14 protein-coding genes are annotated in these 18,343 nt (G+C 68.9%); 9 read left to right on the top strand and 5 right to left on the bottom strand.

Translation table 11 applies throughout. The features are described from left to right. The first annotated feature begins 48 nt into the window (after nt 1–48). The gene (locus ACI3KU_RS15730) at nt 49–1,002 is read left to right on the top strand and encodes an aldo/keto reductase (RefSeq protein ID WP_404923259.1); all 954 of its coding nucleotides are present in this window, start codon (nt 49–51) and stop codon (nt 1,000–1,002) included. Continuing rightward, nucleotides 1,002–4,037 carry a glycoside hydrolase family 2 TIM barrel-domain containing protein gene (locus ACI3KU_RS15725; protein WP_404923281.1) on the top strand — a complete coding sequence of 1,012 codons (3,036 nt, stop codon included), beginning with the start codon at nt 1,002–1,004 and terminating at the stop codon, nt 4,035–4,037. The genes ACI3KU_RS15730 and ACI3KU_RS15725 overlap by 1 nt, the downstream gene beginning before the upstream one ends. Before the next feature lie 15 nt (nt 4,038–4,052). Here the strand turns inward: ACI3KU_RS15725 and ACI3KU_RS15720 are convergent, their stop codons facing one another. The 3 genes from ACI3KU_RS15720 to ACI3KU_RS15710 are packed head-to-tail and all read right to left on the bottom strand — an operon-like array spanning nt 4,053 to nt 8,549. Beyond that, nucleotides 4,053–5,300 (bottom strand): four-carbon acid sugar kinase family protein, encoded by a 1,248-nt coding sequence (locus tag ACI3KU_RS15720; protein ID WP_404923258.1) that lies wholly within the window; start codon nt 5,298–5,300, stop codon nt 4,053–4,055. Continuing rightward, complete coding sequence (locus ACI3KU_RS15715; protein WP_404923257.1) at nt 5,293–6,549, bottom strand: RuBisCO large subunit C-terminal-like domain-containing protein; 1,257 nt, start codon at nt 6,547–6,549, stop codon at nt 5,293–5,295. The genes ACI3KU_RS15720 and ACI3KU_RS15715 overlap by 8 nt, the downstream gene beginning before the upstream one ends. Before the next feature lie 5 nt (nt 6,550–6,554). After that, the gene (locus tag ACI3KU_RS15710; RefSeq protein ID WP_404923256.1) at nt 6,555–8,549 is read right to left on the bottom strand and encodes a glycoside hydrolase family 127 protein; all 1,995 of its coding nucleotides are present in this window, start codon (nt 8,547–8,549) and stop codon (nt 6,555–6,557) included. Between the two features lie 250 nt (nt 8,550–8,799). Here ACI3KU_RS15710 and ACI3KU_RS15705 point away from each other — a divergent pair, with 250 nt between their 5' ends. From ACI3KU_RS15705 to ACI3KU_RS15685, 5 genes are all read left to right on the top strand, one after another. Beyond that, on the top strand, nt 8,800–10,146 hold the full coding sequence (locus tag ACI3KU_RS15705; protein ID WP_404923255.1) for an ABC transporter substrate-binding protein: 1,347 nt from the start codon (nt 8,800–8,802) through the stop codon (nt 10,144–10,146). Between the two features lie 85 nt (nt 10,147–10,231). Continuing rightward, entirely contained in the window at nt 10,232–11,116 is an 885-nt protein-coding gene (locus tag ACI3KU_RS15700; protein ID WP_404923254.1) for a carbohydrate ABC transporter permease, read from the top strand. Nucleotide 11,117: 1 nt separating this feature from the next. Further along, nucleotides 11,118–12,026, top strand: coding sequence for a carbohydrate ABC transporter permease (locus tag ACI3KU_RS15695; protein ID WP_404923253.1), 909 nt, complete (start codon nt 11,118–11,120; stop codon nt 12,024–12,026). 4 nt (nt 12,027–12,030) lie between these two features. After that, nucleotides 12,031–12,687: an aspartate/glutamate racemase family protein gene (locus ACI3KU_RS15690; protein ID WP_404923252.1), complete on the top strand. Its 657-nt coding sequence runs from the start codon at nt 12,031–12,033 to the stop codon at nt 12,685–12,687. 99 nt (nt 12,688–12,786) lie between these two features. After that, on the top strand, nt 12,787–13,191 hold the full coding sequence (locus ACI3KU_RS15685) for a hypothetical protein (protein WP_404923251.1): 405 nt from the start codon (nt 12,787–12,789) through the stop codon (nt 13,189–13,191). A 47-nt stretch (nt 13,192–13,238) separates the two neighbouring features. On the opposite strand, the gene ACI3KU_RS15680 is transcribed toward ACI3KU_RS15685, so the two are convergent. Continuing rightward, nucleotides 13,239–14,213 carry a sugar-binding transcriptional regulator gene (locus tag ACI3KU_RS15680; protein WP_404923250.1) on the bottom strand — a complete coding sequence of 325 codons (975 nt, stop codon included), beginning with the start codon at nt 14,211–14,213 and terminating at the stop codon, nt 13,239–13,241. Between the two features lie 193 nt (nt 14,214–14,406). Here ACI3KU_RS15680 and ACI3KU_RS15675 point away from each other — a divergent pair, with 193 nt between their 5' ends. Next, nucleotides 14,407–15,237: an NAD-dependent epimerase/dehydratase family protein gene (locus ACI3KU_RS15675; protein ID WP_404923249.1), complete on the top strand. Its 831-nt coding sequence runs from the start codon at nt 14,407–14,409 to the stop codon at nt 15,235–15,237. 6 nt (nt 15,238–15,243) lie between these two features. On the opposite strand, the gene ACI3KU_RS15670 is transcribed toward ACI3KU_RS15675, so the two are convergent. Then, on the bottom strand, nt 15,244–17,019 hold the full coding sequence (locus tag ACI3KU_RS15670; RefSeq protein ID WP_404923248.1) for a hypothetical protein: 1,776 nt from the start codon (nt 17,017–17,019) through the stop codon (nt 15,244–15,246). 87 nt (nt 17,020–17,106) lie between these two features. Here ACI3KU_RS15670 and ACI3KU_RS15665 point away from each other — a divergent pair. Next, nucleotides 17,107–18,343: D-arabinono-1,4-lactone oxidase (locus ACI3KU_RS15665; protein ID WP_404923247.1), on the top strand; the 1,237-nt coding region annotated here is incomplete at its 3' end.

Here is an 18,343-nt window from a genome sequence, read left to right as displayed (position 1 = left end):
GTCGGATAGAGTGGGTGTGGAAGTCAATTCATTGAGGAATGGATATTCATGTCGCACGCAGACTCGATTCCCGCACTCGGCACGCTGGCCTTCGGCGCGTCGTGGATCGGTGCAGACCCGGCTCGACGCGAGCGGGACGAAGATGCCGTGCGGGCGATGCTGCGCTCGGTGGACAGCTTCCTCGACACGTCCAACAACTACGCCGGCGGCCGGAGCGAGGCGATCATCGGTGATGTGCTGGCTACGCTCTCGCCGACCGAGCGGGCGGACGCTGCCGCCCGCCTGATCACCAAGGTGGATGCGGACCCGGTCACCGGCGTCTTCGATGGGGATCGCGTGCGACGTTCCGTGGAAGAGAGCCTCACGCGTCTCGGCATCGACCGCGTTCCGGTGCTGCATCTGCACGATCCGTACACGATCACGTTCGCGCAGGCTACCGCTGCGGATGGGGCGGTGGCGGCGCTGGTGGCGCTGCGGGATGAGGGCGTCGCCGGAGCGATCGGGATCGCTGCCGGGCCTGTTCCGCTGGTGCAGGCGTACGTGGAGACCGGGGCGTTCGATGCCGTGCTCGTGCACAACCGGTTCACGCTCGTGGACGACTCCGCTGCCTCTCTGTTCGCGCAGGCGCGCGAGCGCGGACTGCGCGTCTTCAACGCCGCGGTGTTCGGCGGCGGGCTGCTGGCGACGGGTCCGACGGCGGGTGCCAGCTATCAGTACCGTCCCGCCGACGCGGATCTTCTCGCCTGGACGCGCGACGTGCAGCAGCTCTGCGCAACCCACGGGGTGCCGCTGGCGGCGATCGCCCTTCAGTTCTCCACGCGCTCACCCCTGGTCGATCACACCGTCATCGGCACCACCTCCGCACACCGACTCGCGGAGGTGCGCGAGCTCGCCGAGGTGGATATCCCCGCCGAACTCGTTGCCGCCCTCGCCTCGATGGGCCCCGCGCCGACACCGGTGGACGACGCGGCATACCGGACGGGTCAGAGCGGCGCCGCGTGATGATGCCCGACACTCGATCCCCGCGGGACGCGTACTGGGAGAGCACGGCCCCCGGCAGCGGGCGGCGAGCCGCGCGTGCCGACGCCCTCTCGGACGCGCGTGTGCTGAGCCTGAACGGAACGTGGCGGTTCCGTCTGAGCCCGACCGCCGACGGCACCGGTCCGGCTTTCATCCGCGACGATTTCGACGACTCGTCGTGGGACCCGATGGCGGTGCCCGCGCACTGGGTCCTCGAAGAGTTCACGCCGCTTGCGGGCGGCGACCGGCGACGCATGCTGGGTACGGAAGAAGGACCGCTCTACACCAACACCGCCTATCCGATCCCGCTGGACCCGCCCCGGATCCCCGCCGAGAACCCCACCGGGGACTACCGGCTGACCTTCGACGTCCCCGCCGATTTCGGTGCCGCCGTGCTGCGATTCCAGGGCGTCGACTCCTGCGCGAAGGTGTGGCTGAACGGCGAGGAGCTGGGCTGGTCCACCGGTTCGCGGCTGCCCTTCGAATTCGATGTCATCTTGCGGCCCGGCCCGAACGTGCTCGCCGTCCGCGTGCATCGATGGTCGGCGGGCACCTACCTCGAAGACCAGGACATGTGGTGGCTGCCGGGCATCTTCCGCGACGTCGAGCTCATCCACCGGCCCGCGGGCGCCATCGATGACCACTTCGTGCATGCCGACTACGACCACCTCACCGGCCTCGGCACCCTGCGCGTCGATGCGACCGTGCCCGCTCTCGTGGACGTCCCCGAGCTGGGGATCACCGGGCTGCGCACCGGCGAGAGCGTCCGAATCCCCGTTGATCCCTGGAGCGCGGAGAGCCCGCGGCTGTACCGCGGCGCGCTGCGCTCCACGGGCGAGAGCATCGCCCTCGCGATCGGCTTTCGTCGCGTCGAGGTGGTCGATGGGGTGTTCTGCGTCAACGGACGCGCGGTCACCTTCCGCGGGGTCAACCGTCATGAGCACCATCCGCGCACCGGGCGCACCCTTGACCGCGAGACGATGATCCGCGACATCGAGCTGATGAAACGCGCGAACATCGACGCCGTTCGCACCAGCCACTACCCGCCGCACCCGGATTTCATCCGGCTCTGCGACGAGTACGGACTGTGGGTGGTGGTGGAGGTCGACCTGGAGACCCACGGCTTCATCTACGAGGGGTGGGAGCACAACCCGCCCGCACAGCCTGAATGGCACGACGCGATCATGGATCGTCTCGTGCGCACGGTGGAGCGGGACAAGAACAGCCCCAGCGTGGTGGTGTGGTCCCTCGCGAACGAGAGCATGACGGGAAGCGCCTTCACTGACATGCGACGCTGGCTCGACCAGCGCGACCCCTCGCGTGCCGTGCTGTACGAGCGCGACCCGCGCTACCGTGACTCGGACTTCTACTCCCTCATGTACCCGTCGCTGGAGCTGTTGGAGCGGATCGGTCGACGCGAGGAACCCCGCGGTGGCCGGCTCAGCATGCACGGCATGGTGTTCGACGCCGACGATGACGCTCCTGACGGCATCACGGACGCCGATGACGAGCGCCGCCGTGGGCTGCCGTTCCTGCTGGTCGAGTACGCGCACGCGATGGGCAACGGCCCCGGCGGGCTGCAGGACTACTGGCGGATCATCCGCGCGCACGAGCGGCTGTGCGGCGCGTTCGTCTGGGAGTGGATCGACCACGGCTTCGCGGATCGGCTTCCCGACGGCACCGAGGTCATCCTGCACGGCGACGACATCGAGTACGAGCCGCGCGGCGGTCGGTTCGGGCTGCACGGACTGGTGTTCAGCGACCGGACGCCCACGCCGGGCCTCATCGAGCTGGCCAAGGCGCATGAGACGGTGCACATCGACGTCGGGGCCGCAGAGGTCCGCATCGTGAGCGAGCGTCACAGCACATCGACGGCCGATCTGGAGCTGCGTTGGCAGGCGGAGGTGGACGGTGTGATCACGGCGTCCGGGCTGCTCGACGCACCGGTGCTGGAGCCGGGGGACGCGTGCATCGTCACCCTGCCCCCGGCGGCGCAGGTGTCCGGGCCCGACGCCGTGGTTACGGTGGAGGCGGTGCTCGCGACCGACACCCGCTGGGCGCCAGCGGGGCACGTGGTGTCCTGGGGTCAGTGTGTCGCCGCGGACACGGGCGCGGACGATGCTGGAACTCGCGGACCCGTTCCGGACGTGCGGCGACAGGACTCGGCCGACCCGAGCCGACACCGCGTCGGGCCGGCGCGCTTCGATCTGCGCACCGGACGGCTGCATGGCCTCGGCGACCTGATCATCGCGGGGCCGGTGCTCGACCTGTACCGCGCGCCCACCGAGAACGACCGCGGCCAGGGTGACACGAACAATGTCGCGGCCGTGTGGCACAAGACGATGCTGGACCGGCTGCTGCACCGTGTCGACGAGGTGCACGCTGAGTCCGGTCGCCTCCGGGTACGCGGCCAGACCGCGCCGCGCACCCATCCGCACGGCGTCAAGTGGGAGTTCGCCTGGGAGGCGGACGGCGACGGGGTGCTGCTGCACGTGGCCGTGGACTTCGTCGGAGCGTGGACGAACACGCCCTATCTGAATCGGGACATCCTGGTGCCGCGTCTCGGGCTGCGGTTCGAGCTGTCGGCCGAGCAGGATCGGGTGACCTGGTTCGGGCGCGGGCCGGGGGAGACCTACGTCGATTCCTTCGCGGGTTCTCGGATCGGTCGCTTCGCGGCCAGCGTCGATGACCTGCAGGTGGCGTATCCCGTGCCGCAGGAGAACGGCAACCACGTCCAGACGCGCTGGCTGGAGATGGCAGGGAGCACGGGTGCTGTGCTGCGCGTGGAGGGCGCGGAGACGTTCGATTTCACCGCGCGACGGTGGACCTCGCACGACCTGGCACGTGCCGACAAGCCGCACCAGCTGCGCGACTCGGGAAGCGTGTGGCTCAACATCGACCACGCGCAGCAGGGCCTCGGCTCCGCTTCCGTGGGTCCCGCCCTCCCCGAGCAGTACCGCATCCCCCGGGATCGGACGACCTGGACCGTGCGCCTCTCGACGTCCTCCAGTCTCTGAACGAGCGGGAGCGATTCAGGCGAGGAGGGAGGTCAGGAGGGAATCGGCGCCGACCTGACCGCCCTTCAGTAACAGCTCCAGACCGTCGATCGCGGGGATAACGGAGTGGGCCGTGAGCAGCACCACGTTGTCCGTGGGGTTGGCGGCGATCGAGACGGAGTCCACGCCGAGGAGGCGAGTCACGCGTCCGGAGGTATCGCCCCCGGCGACCACAATGCGACGCGTCACGCCGGCCTCCGCCGCGGTGCGCACGGCCCGGGCCGCCGCGGCGGCGATCGCCACCAGCGGCTGCACGTCGTCGGGGAGCACCGCGTCATCGGCCGTCAGGACCACGCTCCGACCGGCTGACAGCGCCGCGAGCACGCGGGGGAGCTGGACGGCGTCGTCATCGAACGGCAGCACCAGCCACCCGGCGTCTGCGGCGGCCTGTGCCTGGCGGCGGGTGGCGGCCGATCGTGAACCTGAGACCGCGAGGATCGGTCCGGTCGCGGTACCCGTGCGGGGGATGCCCGCCCCGGATCGCGAATCGGTCGAGCCGATCGCCCAGCTCAGTCCTCCGGAGCCGATCACGAGGCGTGGTCCCGAGAGCTCGACCATCGCCCGACCGACCGCGCGTAGATCGCCCTCGTCGAGGCCATCGAGCACCACCGCGGCCGCTGATGACGCGTCGATCCGGGAGGCGAGATCGTCGAAGTCCGTGCGAGCGATGCCGCCGATGGGCAGATCGGTCTGCGCGGAGAAGTGCCGCGCGAGGTCCGCCTCGTGCATCGGGGTGGAGGGATGATTCGACATGGTCGGCTGTCGATCCAGGCGATGGACGACGCCGTTCTCCGCAGCGAAATGCTGGCCGAAGACGGTGTAGCGACCGAAATCGGGCTGGGCGAACAGCATCGGCACCACCGCGGTGCCGACGACCTCGCGACCGATCTCGATCACCCGTCCGATGCTGCCCACCTCGGGCGCGGAATCGGCCGTCGAGCACGCCTTGTACTGGATCAGCGGAGCACCGGTGCGCAGGAGCTGGGCCAGGCGCGGTGTCACCTCCGCGGTGAGCGCGGCGGAGTCGAGGGAGCGAGAGATCCCGGCGATGCCGATGACCTCTACGCCCTCCGCGACCGCCCGTGCGAGCAGCGCGTCGTCGGGGTCTGCCGTGAAGAGCCGGCCCGACCACCCGTGACGCGCGAACTGCAGCAGCACGTCCACGCTCCCGGTGAAGTCGTCGCCGTAGTAGGCGACGCGCGCAGCGGTGCCGGTCTCAGACACGCACGGGTCCGAACAGCTCGGAGGCGCGACGCAGGGACTCGGATGACGCCAGGGCGTCCTCGGCGCTCTCACCAGCCTGCGCCGACGCCCACGCTTCGCGCAGGCTGCGCACTCCGGCCTGTGCTCCGTCCGGGTGGCCGTGGATTCCCCCGCCGGCGAGCATCAGCAGGTCCGTCGTGCCCACGGCGCGGTAGGTGGCGTGAGCGAGACCCGCCCACTGCCCGCTGGAGAGCACCGGCACCGTGGGCGTGATCCCGAGCAGCGGCTCACGCACCGCGCTGATGGATGCGAGCACTTCCTCGTCCGTCTCGTAGAACTTGTTGCTGATGCCGTTGGTGTGCAGGTGATCCGCGCCGCTCAGGCGGGCGATCTTCTGCCAGACACGGTAGCTCATGCCCAGCTGCTCGGATCGGATCAGGGAACCGATCATCGTCCGGTGCCCGTGGATCGGGACCTCGGTGTGCCGACTCAGGAACTCCAGGCCGGCGAATCCCACGAGGTTCACGCACGCCATCACGCAGGTGCCCCCGGCCGCGACCACCAGATCGTGATTGGCCTCCAGGCGACCGATGTCATCCGTGATGTTGAACGCGTACATCGGCATGACGCCGGTGCGGTCCGCGTGGCGCTTCAGCACGGGCATCACGGCGGCGACGCGAGCGGCGAGCGGGGCTGCCGGACCGTTGCCCTGCAGCTCGTCGTCCTTGATGAAGTCCACCCCGGCGGTGGCCAGCTCACCCACCAGGTCGGCGAGATCCTCCGGGCTGAGGCCGATGGACGGCTTCACGATGGTGCCCAGCATGGCGCCCGTGGGGCGCCCCATGAGCTGGCGCGTGCCGGCCACGCCGAAGCGCGGGCCCGGGTACCGCTCGGCGAACGGCGCGGGCAGCTCCAGATCCACCAGCTTGATCGCGGCGAGCTCCTTCAGCTCGTACAGGTTGCCGGCGACGGCCGCGAGCAGGTTGGGCAGCGAGGGGCCGAAGTTCGACAGCGGGAAACGCAGACGGATGAGACCGCGGCGGCGCTGGGACGGATCGCCCGATGAGCCGGGCAGTGCGCTCGCGCCGGTGAGCGGGAGTTCCTGCACCTCGACCACCTGAGCGGCGAAGCGTGCGCGCAGGTCGTCGGATTCGCGCTCCACCCGTACGAACGTGCCGGTTGACTGCTCGCCGGCGAGCACCTCGGCGGCATGCTGCAGAGCGAAGGACGTCTCGATGGCGTAGGTGGCGATGACGGCGTCGGTGTTCATCGGGATCACCATGCGATCGGCAGCCAGACGGACATCTCGCCGACCCCGCGATTGCCCCACGTGAAGTAGGGGACCAGGCGGGCGGACGTGCTCGCCAGCGGAGCATCGTCGAGCTCGCCGTAGAGTGCGTCGGGGGTGGCGGGCAGGACGGCGAACTCGGCCTCCAGCGCGATGACGCGCGTTCCGGCGATCTCCGTCTCCACCGGGGTGAAGACGGTGCCGCGGCGGATCGCCACCTGCTCGAGCAGGACGCTCGCGGGAAGATCGGCGCTCTCCAGCGCGTAGACCACCGGTCCGCGGCGGATCGCGACCTGGTTGGTGACCTCTTCCGCGAGCCGGTTGCCGCGGAGCACAGTGACGGGCATCGGCAGATCCAGGATGATCTCATCGCCCACGGCCCACGTGCGCTCGATGCGCGTGTAGCTGCCCGGAGCGGACACCGCGTGCGCCTCCCCCGCGACGATCAGAGTGGCGCCGGCGACCCAGCCGGGGATGCGCAGGTGCAACGGCAGAGCACCGGTCGCGGCGGTGACGGTGAACACGAGGCGACCGCTCCACGGGTAGTCGCTGTCCTCGCGGAGGCTCAGCGATGCGTCCTCGTTCTCGACGCTCAGCTCACTGCCGCCGTACTGGTGCACGAACAGGCCCTCAGCAGACAGCGACGCGGCGCGCTCATGGAAGCGCGCGAGCGTGCGCACCGTGTTCGGCGGGCAGCAGAAGCAGCTGAGGTAACTCTCGCGCAGGCGTGCGTCGGACGCAGGGGGAGCGGGGACGGGGTGCTGGCCGGTGTCGCCGGGACGACGAAGCGCGTAGGGCAGATCACGCACCTGGCGCAGCGCGTTGGTGTAGAAGTACTCGCGGCCGTCGAGGCTGATCCCGGCGAGGAGGCTGTTGTAGGCGATCTGCTCGATGACGTCGGCGTAGCGGGCGTCGCCCGTCGCCGCCAGCATCCGCTCGCTCCAGAGGATCATGCCGATGTTGGCGCAGGATTCGTTGTGCGCTGTGGTGTTGGGCAGCTGGAAGGCGCGCCCGTACGACTGGTGCACGCGGCTGATGTCCTGCTGCCACGGGGAGGCGTCCGGGGAGGCTCCGTCGTAGAGCGCACCGCAGCCGCCGGTGATGTAGAGCTTCGTGTCGATGACGTCGTCCCAGAGGTTCGACAGCACGGCGGTCAGCTCCTCATCACCCGTCTCCGCGACGAGGTCGGCGAGGCCCGCGTAAAGGTAGTTGGCGCGCACCGCGTGGCCGGCCACCACCTTCTGCTCGCGCACCGGGATGCGGTCCTGGTTGTCGTCGCCGCCCTCCTCGAAGTCGTCGCGCACCGTGAGGAACGCCTCCGAGAGGCGCAGATAACGCTCTTCCCCGGTGGCACGGTAGAGCTCGAGCACGGCCATGTAGTGGCTGGGGCAGATGGCGCTGCGAGCCAGCTCCACCGGCTTGTTGGTGGCCAGATCCTCCAGGAACGACGCGGCACCGCGAGCGGTGTTCAGGAGCACCTCGCTGCCGGTCACCTCGTAGTGGCGCACGCCCATCGTGATCAGGTGACCGAGGTTGTAGGTCTCGAAGTGGAAGCGATCTGCGAGGGCGACGGCGGCCTCTTCGCCGGTGGCCGCGCTCGCGGTGCGCTCGGAGATCAGGGTGGGGGTGTGCAGGTAGCCGTCCTCGCGCTGCACCGACGCGATCAGGTGCGCGAGCTCGTCGATGCGCGCGGCGAGCTCGGGGTCGGGTGCCACCTCCAGGCGCGCGATCGCCGCCTCCAGCCACTTGTAGAAGTCGCCGTCCATGAACGGCGGGCCGTCATGCTGGCCGGGCTCGAGCCCGGCCGCCACCTGGAAGTTGCGCAGACCGGGGCTCACGGCCGGATCGCTGAGCGACTCCCACATCGCCTCGATGGAGGTGTGGAAGGTGTGCTGCTGCACGGTGCCCCAGAAGCCGCTCGCCCACCGGGCGTGGGACGCGCCGAGTGGCCGAAGCGGAGCGTGTGGCGATGTCGTCGTCATGGGTGACGTCCTCCTGCGCGGACGGGTGAGGTCCGCAGTCGTGCGTGGATTCGCGGGGGCGACGGGCGGCGGAAAGGCGCCGTCGCCCGTTCGCGCAGGGCCTCGTCGGCACTGCCCGGATTTGCAGTATAACCACGATCCACGTCGAAATGAATAGAATTTCAGCACTGAGTGTTGACACGCACCCCGAATCTTCGTACTGTCGAATCGGTAACAGACACCGCATGGCCGTCGTCAAGGAGGACGCCCTATGAACACCCGCCGCACCCCCCGTGCCCTGCTCGGTGCCGGCCTCGTCGCCCTCACCGTCGGCGCGCTCGCCGCCTGCTCCGCTGGGGGCTCCAGCACCGGCGAGAGCACCGCCGGCGGCGATGCCGGCGCCGCCACCGGCACCGACGCCAAGAGCTTCACCGTCCTCACGGCGAACGAGAACCCGACCCTGGCCAAGGAGCTGGACGCGCTCGCGGCCGGTGCCTGCAAGGCCGAGAACGACGCACTGCCGCTCGAGCACCAGACCGTCGCCCAAGCTGACGTCGTGCAGAAGGTCACCCTGCTGGCCAGCCAGGACGCGCTGCCGAGCCACTTCATCGCGGGCACCGCGATGGTGCGCCCCGATGGCGACCTCGGCAAGGCCGGACTGCTCCTGGACTACGACAAGGCGCTCACCGACCTGGGCGTGCGCGACCAGGTGCTGCCCGCCGCGTCCTCCACGATCGAGAACGTGTACGGCCAGTTCGTCTCGCTGCCGTACCAGTACAACCTTGAGGGCATCTTCTACAACAAGAAGATCTTCGCGGACCTCGGCATCACGGAGCCGCAGACGTGGGATGACCTGCTCGCCGCCAACAAGAAGATCACCGCTGCCGGCATCACGCCGCTGGCTGTGTCGGGTGCCGCCATGTGGCCGGTCACCCGCCTGATCGGCATGTACGCGTTCCGTGAGCTCGGCACCACCGCCATGACCGACATCCGTGACGGCAAGGCCAAGCTGACCGACGAAGCCTACGTCGATGCGGCACAGGCCGTCGCAGACCTCGCGAAGTCCGGCGCTTTCGGTGACGGATTCATCTCCAAGGACCCGGCGGCCGCCACGAACGACTTCCTCACCGGCACCGCCGCCATGAAGTTCGACGGCACCTGGCTGCTCAGCAACATCAATGACCCCGAGCAGAACAAGATCGGCGAGGAGAACGTGGGCTTCATGCCGTTCCCCGCCGTCGACGGCGGCAAGGGCTCGATCGATCAGTGGCCGGCGAACGCCGGTACCGCGTTCGCGATGAACCCGAAGAGCTTCGGCCCGAAGACGGCGGACTGGCTCTCCTGCATCGCCGAGAACTACGGCGCGCAGGCCCTCCAGGACGCCGGCGTGATCTCGGGCTTCAAGGTCAACCAGGAGGTCACCGATCTGCCGGTGATGACCGAGACCGTGCAGCAGAAGGTTGCGGAGGTCACCGAGACGGTGCTGTGGTTCGAGGCACTGATGGATGCCAAGTCCACCAGCCTCGCGCAGTCCAACATGTCGCTGCTCGTCAACGGCCAGCTCTCCGCAGCCGACTACATGTCGCAGCTGCAGCAGAGTATCGATCAGAACAAGTAATTCCGGTCCTCTCGGACTCTGATGACACAGGTCGGCCCGCCGCCGCAGGGCAGCGGGCCGACCGCCTCATGAAAGCCGCACGCCTATGAACCGCGTCTTCGGTGATCGCAAGACGATCATCATCCTCCTCGGGCCCACCCTCGTCCTGTACACGCTGCTCAAGCTCGTGCCGGTGGCGTGGTCGCTCGGCCTGTCGTTCTTCGAGGGCAACAACCTGCGCGGCTTCGAGTTCGTGGGGCTCGACAACTTCGCGAAGTTCGTGAACGACCCGGCGGCGATCCAGTCGCTGTGGGTCAGCGTGATCTTCGCCGTACTCGCCACGGCGGGGCAGATCGTGCTGGGTTACCTGCTCGCACTGCTCTACGTGTTCGTGCTGCGCAAGGGCTCGGCCTTCATCCGCACCGCGGTGTTCTTCCCCATGGTGCTGCCCACCGTGGCCGTCGCGCTGCTCTTCCGCTCGTTCGTCGCGGTGGGGGACAACCAGGGTCCGGTCAATGAGCTGCTGAACTTCTTCGGCATCCCCAGCCAGGAGTTCCTCGCCAGCACCGTCGGCACGATGGGCGTCGCTCTGGCGATGACGTGGTGGAGCTCGATGGGCTTCTACGCCGTGCTCATGTTCACCGGTCTGCTGGACATCCCCGACGAGGTCATCGAGTCCGCTCGCATCGACGGCGCCAACGGGCTGCGCCTGGTCCGCCACATCGTGCTCCCGCTGTCGGCCCCGATCCTGATCTCCTCGATCATCTTCAGCTTCAACTCCACCCTCAAGGTCTTCGACAGCCTGCTCGCGCTGAACAGCGGCGGGCCGGGAACCACCACCGCACCGCTCACGCTGTACATGTATCGCACGGCGTTCGACTACGCCGAATACGGCTACGGCAGCACGATCGCGCTGGTGCTGACGCTTCTGTGCCTCGTGTTCACCCTTGCGGTGTTCCGCACCTCGGCCAAGCAGACGAAGGAATCCTGACGTGACCGCCACCCAGACCCTCATCCAGGCCGACGCCGTCGCGCGCAAGGTCGCTCCGCGCCGCCCGCTCTCCCGCTCCGTCGTGCGCGTGCTGCGTCGGCTCCCGGTATGGATCATCGTCGCGATCCTGCTGATCGTGGTGCTGTACCCGCAGGTGTGGATCATCCTCGGCTCGTTCAAGACGCAGACCGAGTTTCTCTCCAACCCCACCTGGGCGCTGCCGGAGGCGTTCAACCTCGACAACTATGTGCAGGCGCTCACGCGTGGCAACGTGGCGACCAACTATCGCAACAGCCTCCTGGTGACACTGCCCTCGGTCGCGCTGATCGTGCTGCTGGGCGTGGCCGCGGGCTACGCGCTCGAGGTGATGATCTGGAAGGGCCGCAACGCGACGCTGCTGCTGATCCTCGCGGGCATCATGGTGCCCGGCCAGATGATCCTCGTGCCGCTGTTCACGGTCTACTTCAAGATCGGCATCACCAACTCGCTCTGGCCGTTGATCATCACCTACACGGTGATGGGTCTGCCACTCACGACGTTCCTGATGGCGACCTATTTCCGCGCGATCCCCCGCGAGATCTTCGAGGCGGCGACGATGGACGGCTGCAGCCCGCTGCGCTCGTTCTTCGTGATCGCGATGCCACTGATGAAGAACGCCATCCTCACGGTGTCGCTGGTGCAGTTCTTCAGCGTCTGGAACGACCTGCTGATCGCCCTCACCTTCACCACCAATCCGGATCTGGCCACCATTCAGGTCGGCCTTCTCAGCATGAACGACGAGTATGGTTCCACCCAGTTCGGACCGCTGTTCGCGGCGATCAGCATCAACATCGTGGCGCTGCTCATCGTGTTCGTGTTCCTCAACAAGAAGATCATGACCGGCCTGGCGGCCGGTTCCGTGAAGGGATGACAGCATGACCACCGAGCGCATCGCGTTCCTGCACACCGGTGCCGTCGTCATCGGCCCCGTCGCCGAACTCACCTCGCGCATCCTCCCGGGTGTGGAGAGCGTCAACTACCTCGACGACAAGATCGTGAAGGACCTCGGCGACGCCGAGCGCGCATCATCGGTGGAGGGTAGGCTCGAGGACCTGGTGCGGGCGGCGCGCGACGCGCAGGCGTCCGTCGTGATGCTCACCTGCTCCTCGATCTCCGAGTTCGCGGCACCGCTGTCCGAGCGGCTGGGCATCCCGGTGCTGCGCATCGACGAGGCCATGGCTGACCGTGCCGTGGCACAGGGCTCCCGGATCGCCGTGATCGCGACGTTGTCCACCACGCTCGCTCCGACCACCCGGTTGATCGCCGAACGCGCCGCCGTTGCGGGCGTGGCGCCGAGCATCGTGAGCGAGGTGGTGGAGGGAGCCTTCGCTGCCGTGTCCGGCGGCGACCGCGGCGAGCACGACCGCCTCGTCGGTGCCGCGATCGAGCGGCTCGCCGCCACGGCGGATGTCGTCGTGCTGGCGCAGGCGTCCATGGCATCGGCGGCCGACGCCGTCTCGGTCGGCGTGCCGGTGCTGACCAGTCTCGAGCCCGGTATCGAACGGCTCCGCGACACCCTCGCCGCCGCCTGAGGAGACCCTCGGTATCCGCCCCGCGACCCGATCGCCGCTGGTAGCGTCGATCGGGTCGACGCGATGCGGCCCCTGCTGCATCCGAGCAGAGGAGACCGGATGGGCACGTGGGGAAGCAAGCCGTGGGACAGCGACGGAGCCTCGGATTGGTTCAGCAGCTTCTTCGATGGGATTGACGTGGATGCGCGGATCGAGGCCGCCTTCGCCACCGACGACGACTACGACCAGATCCGTGCCGCCTCTTATCTGCTCGCCGTGCTCGGCCGTTCGTACATCTGGCCCGGTGACCTCGATCGACTCGATGCGCACCTCGAGCGCGGCATCGCGCTGCTCACGCAGATGGTCGAACCGGAGTCCGACTTCCGCGATCTCTACGACGACGATCTGCGGGTGGTCGCTGCGGTGCGGGCGGAGATCGCCGAGCTCGAGGCGCGTCTCGACGGTGACGCTGATGATGACGATGACGATGACGACGACGATGAGGCTGTCGACGACGACGAGTGAGCCGCAGCGGCGTCCCCGCCGCTGATTCGTTCGGTTGAGCCGGAGCCTCAGGCCAGCAGCGCCTGGGCGGTGGTGAGGTCGGTGACGATCGCGTTGACCCATTTACCGGCCAGCGCACCGCGGATCGCCTCCACCTTGTGAGGGCCGCCTGCCACGCCGACGCGGCGCGGGACGCGCAGCAGGTCATCGATCGGAATCGCCACCACGCGCTCGTCGAGCTCTCCCAGCACGGGCGTGCCGTCGGGGCGGAACGTACGGTGACAGATGTCGCCGATCGCGCCGTCCGCGAGCAGCTGAGCGCGTTCGGTGGAGGTGAACGCGTTGCCGCTCGTGATCAGCACATCGCTCGGCTCGATGTTTCCGATGCCGAGCACGGTCAGCGTCAGCCGCTCCCAGTGGCGGGCGAGCTGCTGGAGCGCGTCATCGGCCAGCAGCGAGTCTCGGATCTCGCGATTGGCGACGATGCCGGGTGCCTGCACGTAGACGGGTTCGGCACCGAGCAGACGAGCGAACTCGCCGAGCAGTCGGTGACTGTGCCCCTGCACCTCGGGTGCGCCGTTGCCGCCCAGCAGCTGGACGACTTCGGTGGCGCCGCGAGCGGTGAACGGTCGCATGCGGTCAACGACGGCGAGCAGGGTCTGGCTCCAGGAGGAGATGCCGATGCGGTCGGTTCCGGAGAGCGTCGCCTCCAAGTAGGCCGCAGCGCCGGAACCCAGGGCGGCGATCAGTTCGGCGCCGTCGGCTTCGGGGTCCACGTCCACCACGACAGCGTCTGCGATGCCGTAGCGCTGTTCGAGCTGCTCCTCGATGTCCGCGTGCAGCCCGGGAGCGACGGTGACCGTCGTGCGCACGATGCCGGTCTGTGCCGCACGCTTCAGGAGGCGGGAGACCTTCGCCTGCGAGATGTTCATCGCGTCCGCGATGTCCGCCTGCCGGATGCCGCGCTCGTGGTACATTCGCGCAACCTTGGTCATGAGGCGAACCTGACCGTCCAGGGGACGGTTGTAACTGCTCGTCGGCACCGGTGCTTCCTCTCGGCCGTGTTCTCTCGGCCCCATCCCCAGCCGGTCCCTCCGGCGTGCGCGTTGATGATTCGCTAACGAAACAATATTCATCCTGAGGTCGCGAGGCAACCGTCGCCTCTGCGCTGAGCGGGAGGTACGCCTGTCATACTGGCGTTGGTACGTTTCAATTCAGGGTTGAATAGGAGATCGCATGATCATCGCGGTGACGGGCAGCGGCGGCAAGCTGGGGCGTGCGACGGTGGAGCGCCTGCGCCACCTGGGACACGAGGTGATCGGCTTGGATCTCGCCGGCCCCGCCGGGCCGGGCTTCACCAGGGTGGACCTCGCCGACTACGGGCAGGTGCTGGATGCCCTGCTCGGAGTGACCGCGCGCCACAGCGGGGTGGATGCGCTGGTGCACCTGGCAGCCGTGCCGGTGAACGGCCTGATTCCTGACGCCGCCACGTTCGACAACAACGTCACGGCCTCCTTTCACGTCCTGCACGCGGCTTACCGCGCCGGGATCCGCCGGATCGTCACGGCATCCAGCATCACGGCCACCGGCTTCCCCTTCGAGGTGGCGCCGCCGTCTCTGCCGCTGGATGAGTCCGTCGCCGCCGCCTACAACACCTATGCGCTCGGCAAGATCGCCGAGGAGGCCATCAGCGCCCAGCTTGTGAACTGGGCCGAGGGCACATCGATCACCGCGCTGCGCTTCACCAACGTGGTGGGGGCGGACGAGTATGCCACGTTCGAGCGTGCGGGGGAGCCGGGCTACCGCCGTGATCTGCTGGGGTCCTGGATCGACGCGCGGGACGGAGCGCTGGCCGTCCAGCTCGCCCTCGAGCACGCCGAGCCGGGCTTCGAGGTGTACAACGTCACGCATCCGCAGTCCGGCGTCGCCGATCCCTCTCGCGTGGTCGCAGAACGCTGGTTCCCGGGCACACCGGTCGCCGCGGACCTGGGCGAGTACGAGTCGCTGTTCTCCGCGCGAAAGATCGTCGTGCGCCTGGGCTTCGCCCCGGAGCACGACTGGCGCTGACCCGGGTCACCCCTCGATGCGGATCCAGGAGTCGGCGGGGATGGTCGCGGGGGTGTCGCGGCCGGGGATCCGCACGGTGACGCGTCGATCGACGGATGTCGGGTTCGCGACGAGGATCGTCGTCTTCTCTGCGGTGCGGGCGCCGATCGCCCAGACCTCTGCCGCGGCCGGCTGGTGGAGGAGTTCGGCGCCGGTGAGCGCGGCGAGCGCGGAGATCGCGGCCAGGACCGGTCTGGGGGTGCCGTCTGCTGCACGGATGCCGCGCGGTCCGGTGGTCTCGAAGAACGACACCGACGCGGTGGTCGGAACCGCCAGAGCGGCGGCGGAGGCGATCGTCCAGGCGGCCAGCTCGGGGGTGGCTTGGCGGTCATCGGTCGCGCCGGTGAACGCCGCGCCGTAGCCCTCCGCCAGATCGGTGCGCGTGGGCAGGCGCTCCGGGGAGGTTGCCACGTTGTTGAAGCGGGGGCGCAGCGCGACGGGGCCGACGTGCACCGGGCGACCGGCCGCGTAGCTCGCGGTCTGCGCGGCGATCACCCGCTGCATGGTCAGCGACTCCACCAGCTGCTCGGTGTCCAGGGTGTGGAAGAGCGGCGTCAGGGTGACGGCGTAGCCGTCGACGTCGCGGGAGATGCGCTCGCGTTCCCGGTTCAGCTCGGTGAAGTGCGAGCGGGCGCCGCCGATGACGGTGACGTCCAGACCGACTCGCGCGAGCGCGGCACGCGTGCGCGAGATCACCGCCGCGTCGCTGACGTGTTCGACAGCGTCGAAGGCGGCCACGCGCGTCGAGGGCACCGCGAGTGCCGCCAGTGCCGCCGCCGCCTCGGTGAGCGGCGCGTCAGATGCGGGCACGACGAGGTGCACCACCAGCGGACGCCCGTCGGCGGCCGCACGGTGCAGTGCGGCGCGCCAGGTCGGGGTTCGCAGATCGAGCTCCACCACGCGGAACCCGCCGTCTGCCGACGCGGCCTGCGGTTCGGAGGCCGTCGAAGCCTCGACCCCGATCTCCGGGAAGGTCCCGCCGGCGACCAGCTCGAGCAGCTGCGGGCCGTCGTGCACCGCCGCGGCGGCCTTCACCCGGTCGGCTCGGATCGTGATCGACTGGTCGACCTGCTCGCCGGCCGGCAGATCGTACGGGTACGGCAATGCGAGAGGACGGCTGTAGGTCTTGAATGACGCGTCGGTCCAGTTGCGCTGATCCTCCGTCTCGAACACGTCGCCGGTGAAAGCGAGTTCGAAACGGATCCCATCGCGGATCGCCGTGAGGCGTCGAATGTCCATCAGCGGCTGGTGTGGGCGGATGTCGCGCGGGAATGCGGACTCCTCTCGTGTGCCGTCGGTGTGATCGATGGTGACCGCGGTGCCCGCCCAGCTGGCCGGGTGCAGTGCGACCAGGCCGATGCGGCAGGTGCGGAACGCGTCATGGCTGACGGCCCGCCAGGACACCCGCAGCTCCGGGCCGGAGGTCAGAATGGTCACCGTGCCGGTGACCCGGGCCCCGAGGCCCACCTGCTCCAGGTTCAGCTCGATGCTGTCCGCACCGATGCGCGTCGCGACGACCGTCGTCGGGACGGTGAGCCAGCCGGCGTCCCGCACGGCCGCTCGGATGGCGCGAACCACGACCACTCCGTCGAAGGCGATGTCGGCGATCTCATCGCCGCGCAGGTCGAGGGTCCAGGCGCCGCTGTGCCAGGGGCGAGCGTCATCGCGCCACCAAGAGGGTGTCTTCTCCACCTCACGAACATAACCGGTTGACCAGTTTTCGGCCATCGTGGCCGGCTTCATGTCGCCCCTCCGTCACGAAGCTAAGCGGTTTACCGGTCGGCCTGTATCGTCGGGTTCATCCAATGACGGCTCGCACGAAGGACGGACATGCCGCAGAACTGGGCACAGAACTACACCTACGCATCTCCGCGGATCGTGACGGCGAGCAGCGTGGACGACATCCGCGCCGCGCTCGCCGAACCGGGACCGGTGCATGCGCTCGGCACGCGCCACTCCTTCACCGACGTGCCCGACACCACGGGCACGCTGATCGACGTGACCGGACTGGAGGCGCCGGCGATCGTCGACGCGGCGGCCGGCACCGCTCGGGTCACCGCCGGTACTCGGTATGCGGTGGTCGCCGAGCAGCTGCACCGCGCCGGATTCGCGCTGCACAACATGGGTTCCCTCCCGCACATCAACGTGGGCGGGGCCACGCAGACCGCCACCCACGGTTCGGGTGACGCCCGCGGCGTGCTGAGCACGGCCGTGCGCTCACTGCGCTACCTCGACGCATCGGGCGAGCTGCGCGAGGTCTCCCGGGGCGACGCCGACTTCCCGGCTCTCGTGGTCGGTGTCGGTGCCTTCGGGATCGTCGTGGACCTGGACCTCGAGATCGAAGCGGACTACCTGGTGCGCCAGGACGTGTATCACGGGCTGACCTGGGACACCCTGCTGGCGAATCTCGATGCCGTCACCGGTGCTGGCGACAGCGTGTCGCTGTTCAGCCGGTGGGACGAGGTTGCCGGCCCCCTCTGGGTGAAGCGTCGGGTGGCCGACGCCGAGGTCGTTGCGGCCGCCGCCGTCCTGGACGCCGCGCTCTCGCCCGAGAACATCTCGCCGCTGGGGATGGGCGACAACATCACCGAACTCGGAACCGCGGGGCCCTGGTACCTGCGCCTGCCACACTTCCGCGCCGACAGTGAACCGAGCCGCGGCGACGAGATCCAGTCCGAGTACTTCGTGGATCGTGCGAACGGCGCCGCGGCGCTCGCGGCGGTGCGGGAGATCGCCGACGGGTTCCGCGAGCACCTGATCGTGACCGAGGTGCGCACGGCGGCTGCCGACGAGCTGTGGCTCAGTCCGGCGTATCAGCGCGACAGCGTGATCATCCACTTCACCTGGGAGAACCGCGACGCGGAGGTGCGGGCCGCGCTCGTCGACATCGAGGCCGCCCTTGCGCCCTTCGAGGCCCGGCCGCACTGGGGCAAGCTGCACCTGTTCGATCGGGAACGGCTCGAGGCGGTCGTGCCGCGACTGGCCGACGCCCGTGCCGTCTACGAGCGCATCGACCCCGATGGCCGATTCGTGAACGACCACCTCGTCCGCGTCGGCCTCCGCGACC

Origin of the sequence: Microbacterium sp. ZW T5_56 (genome assembly GCF_044987425.1) — a bacterium.
Classification (GTDB): Bacteria; Actinomycetota; Actinomycetes; order Actinomycetales; family Microbacteriaceae; genus Microbacterium.
Note: the sequence above shows the minus strand (reverse complement) of the source record. Positions and strands in the feature narration are given on the sequence as shown.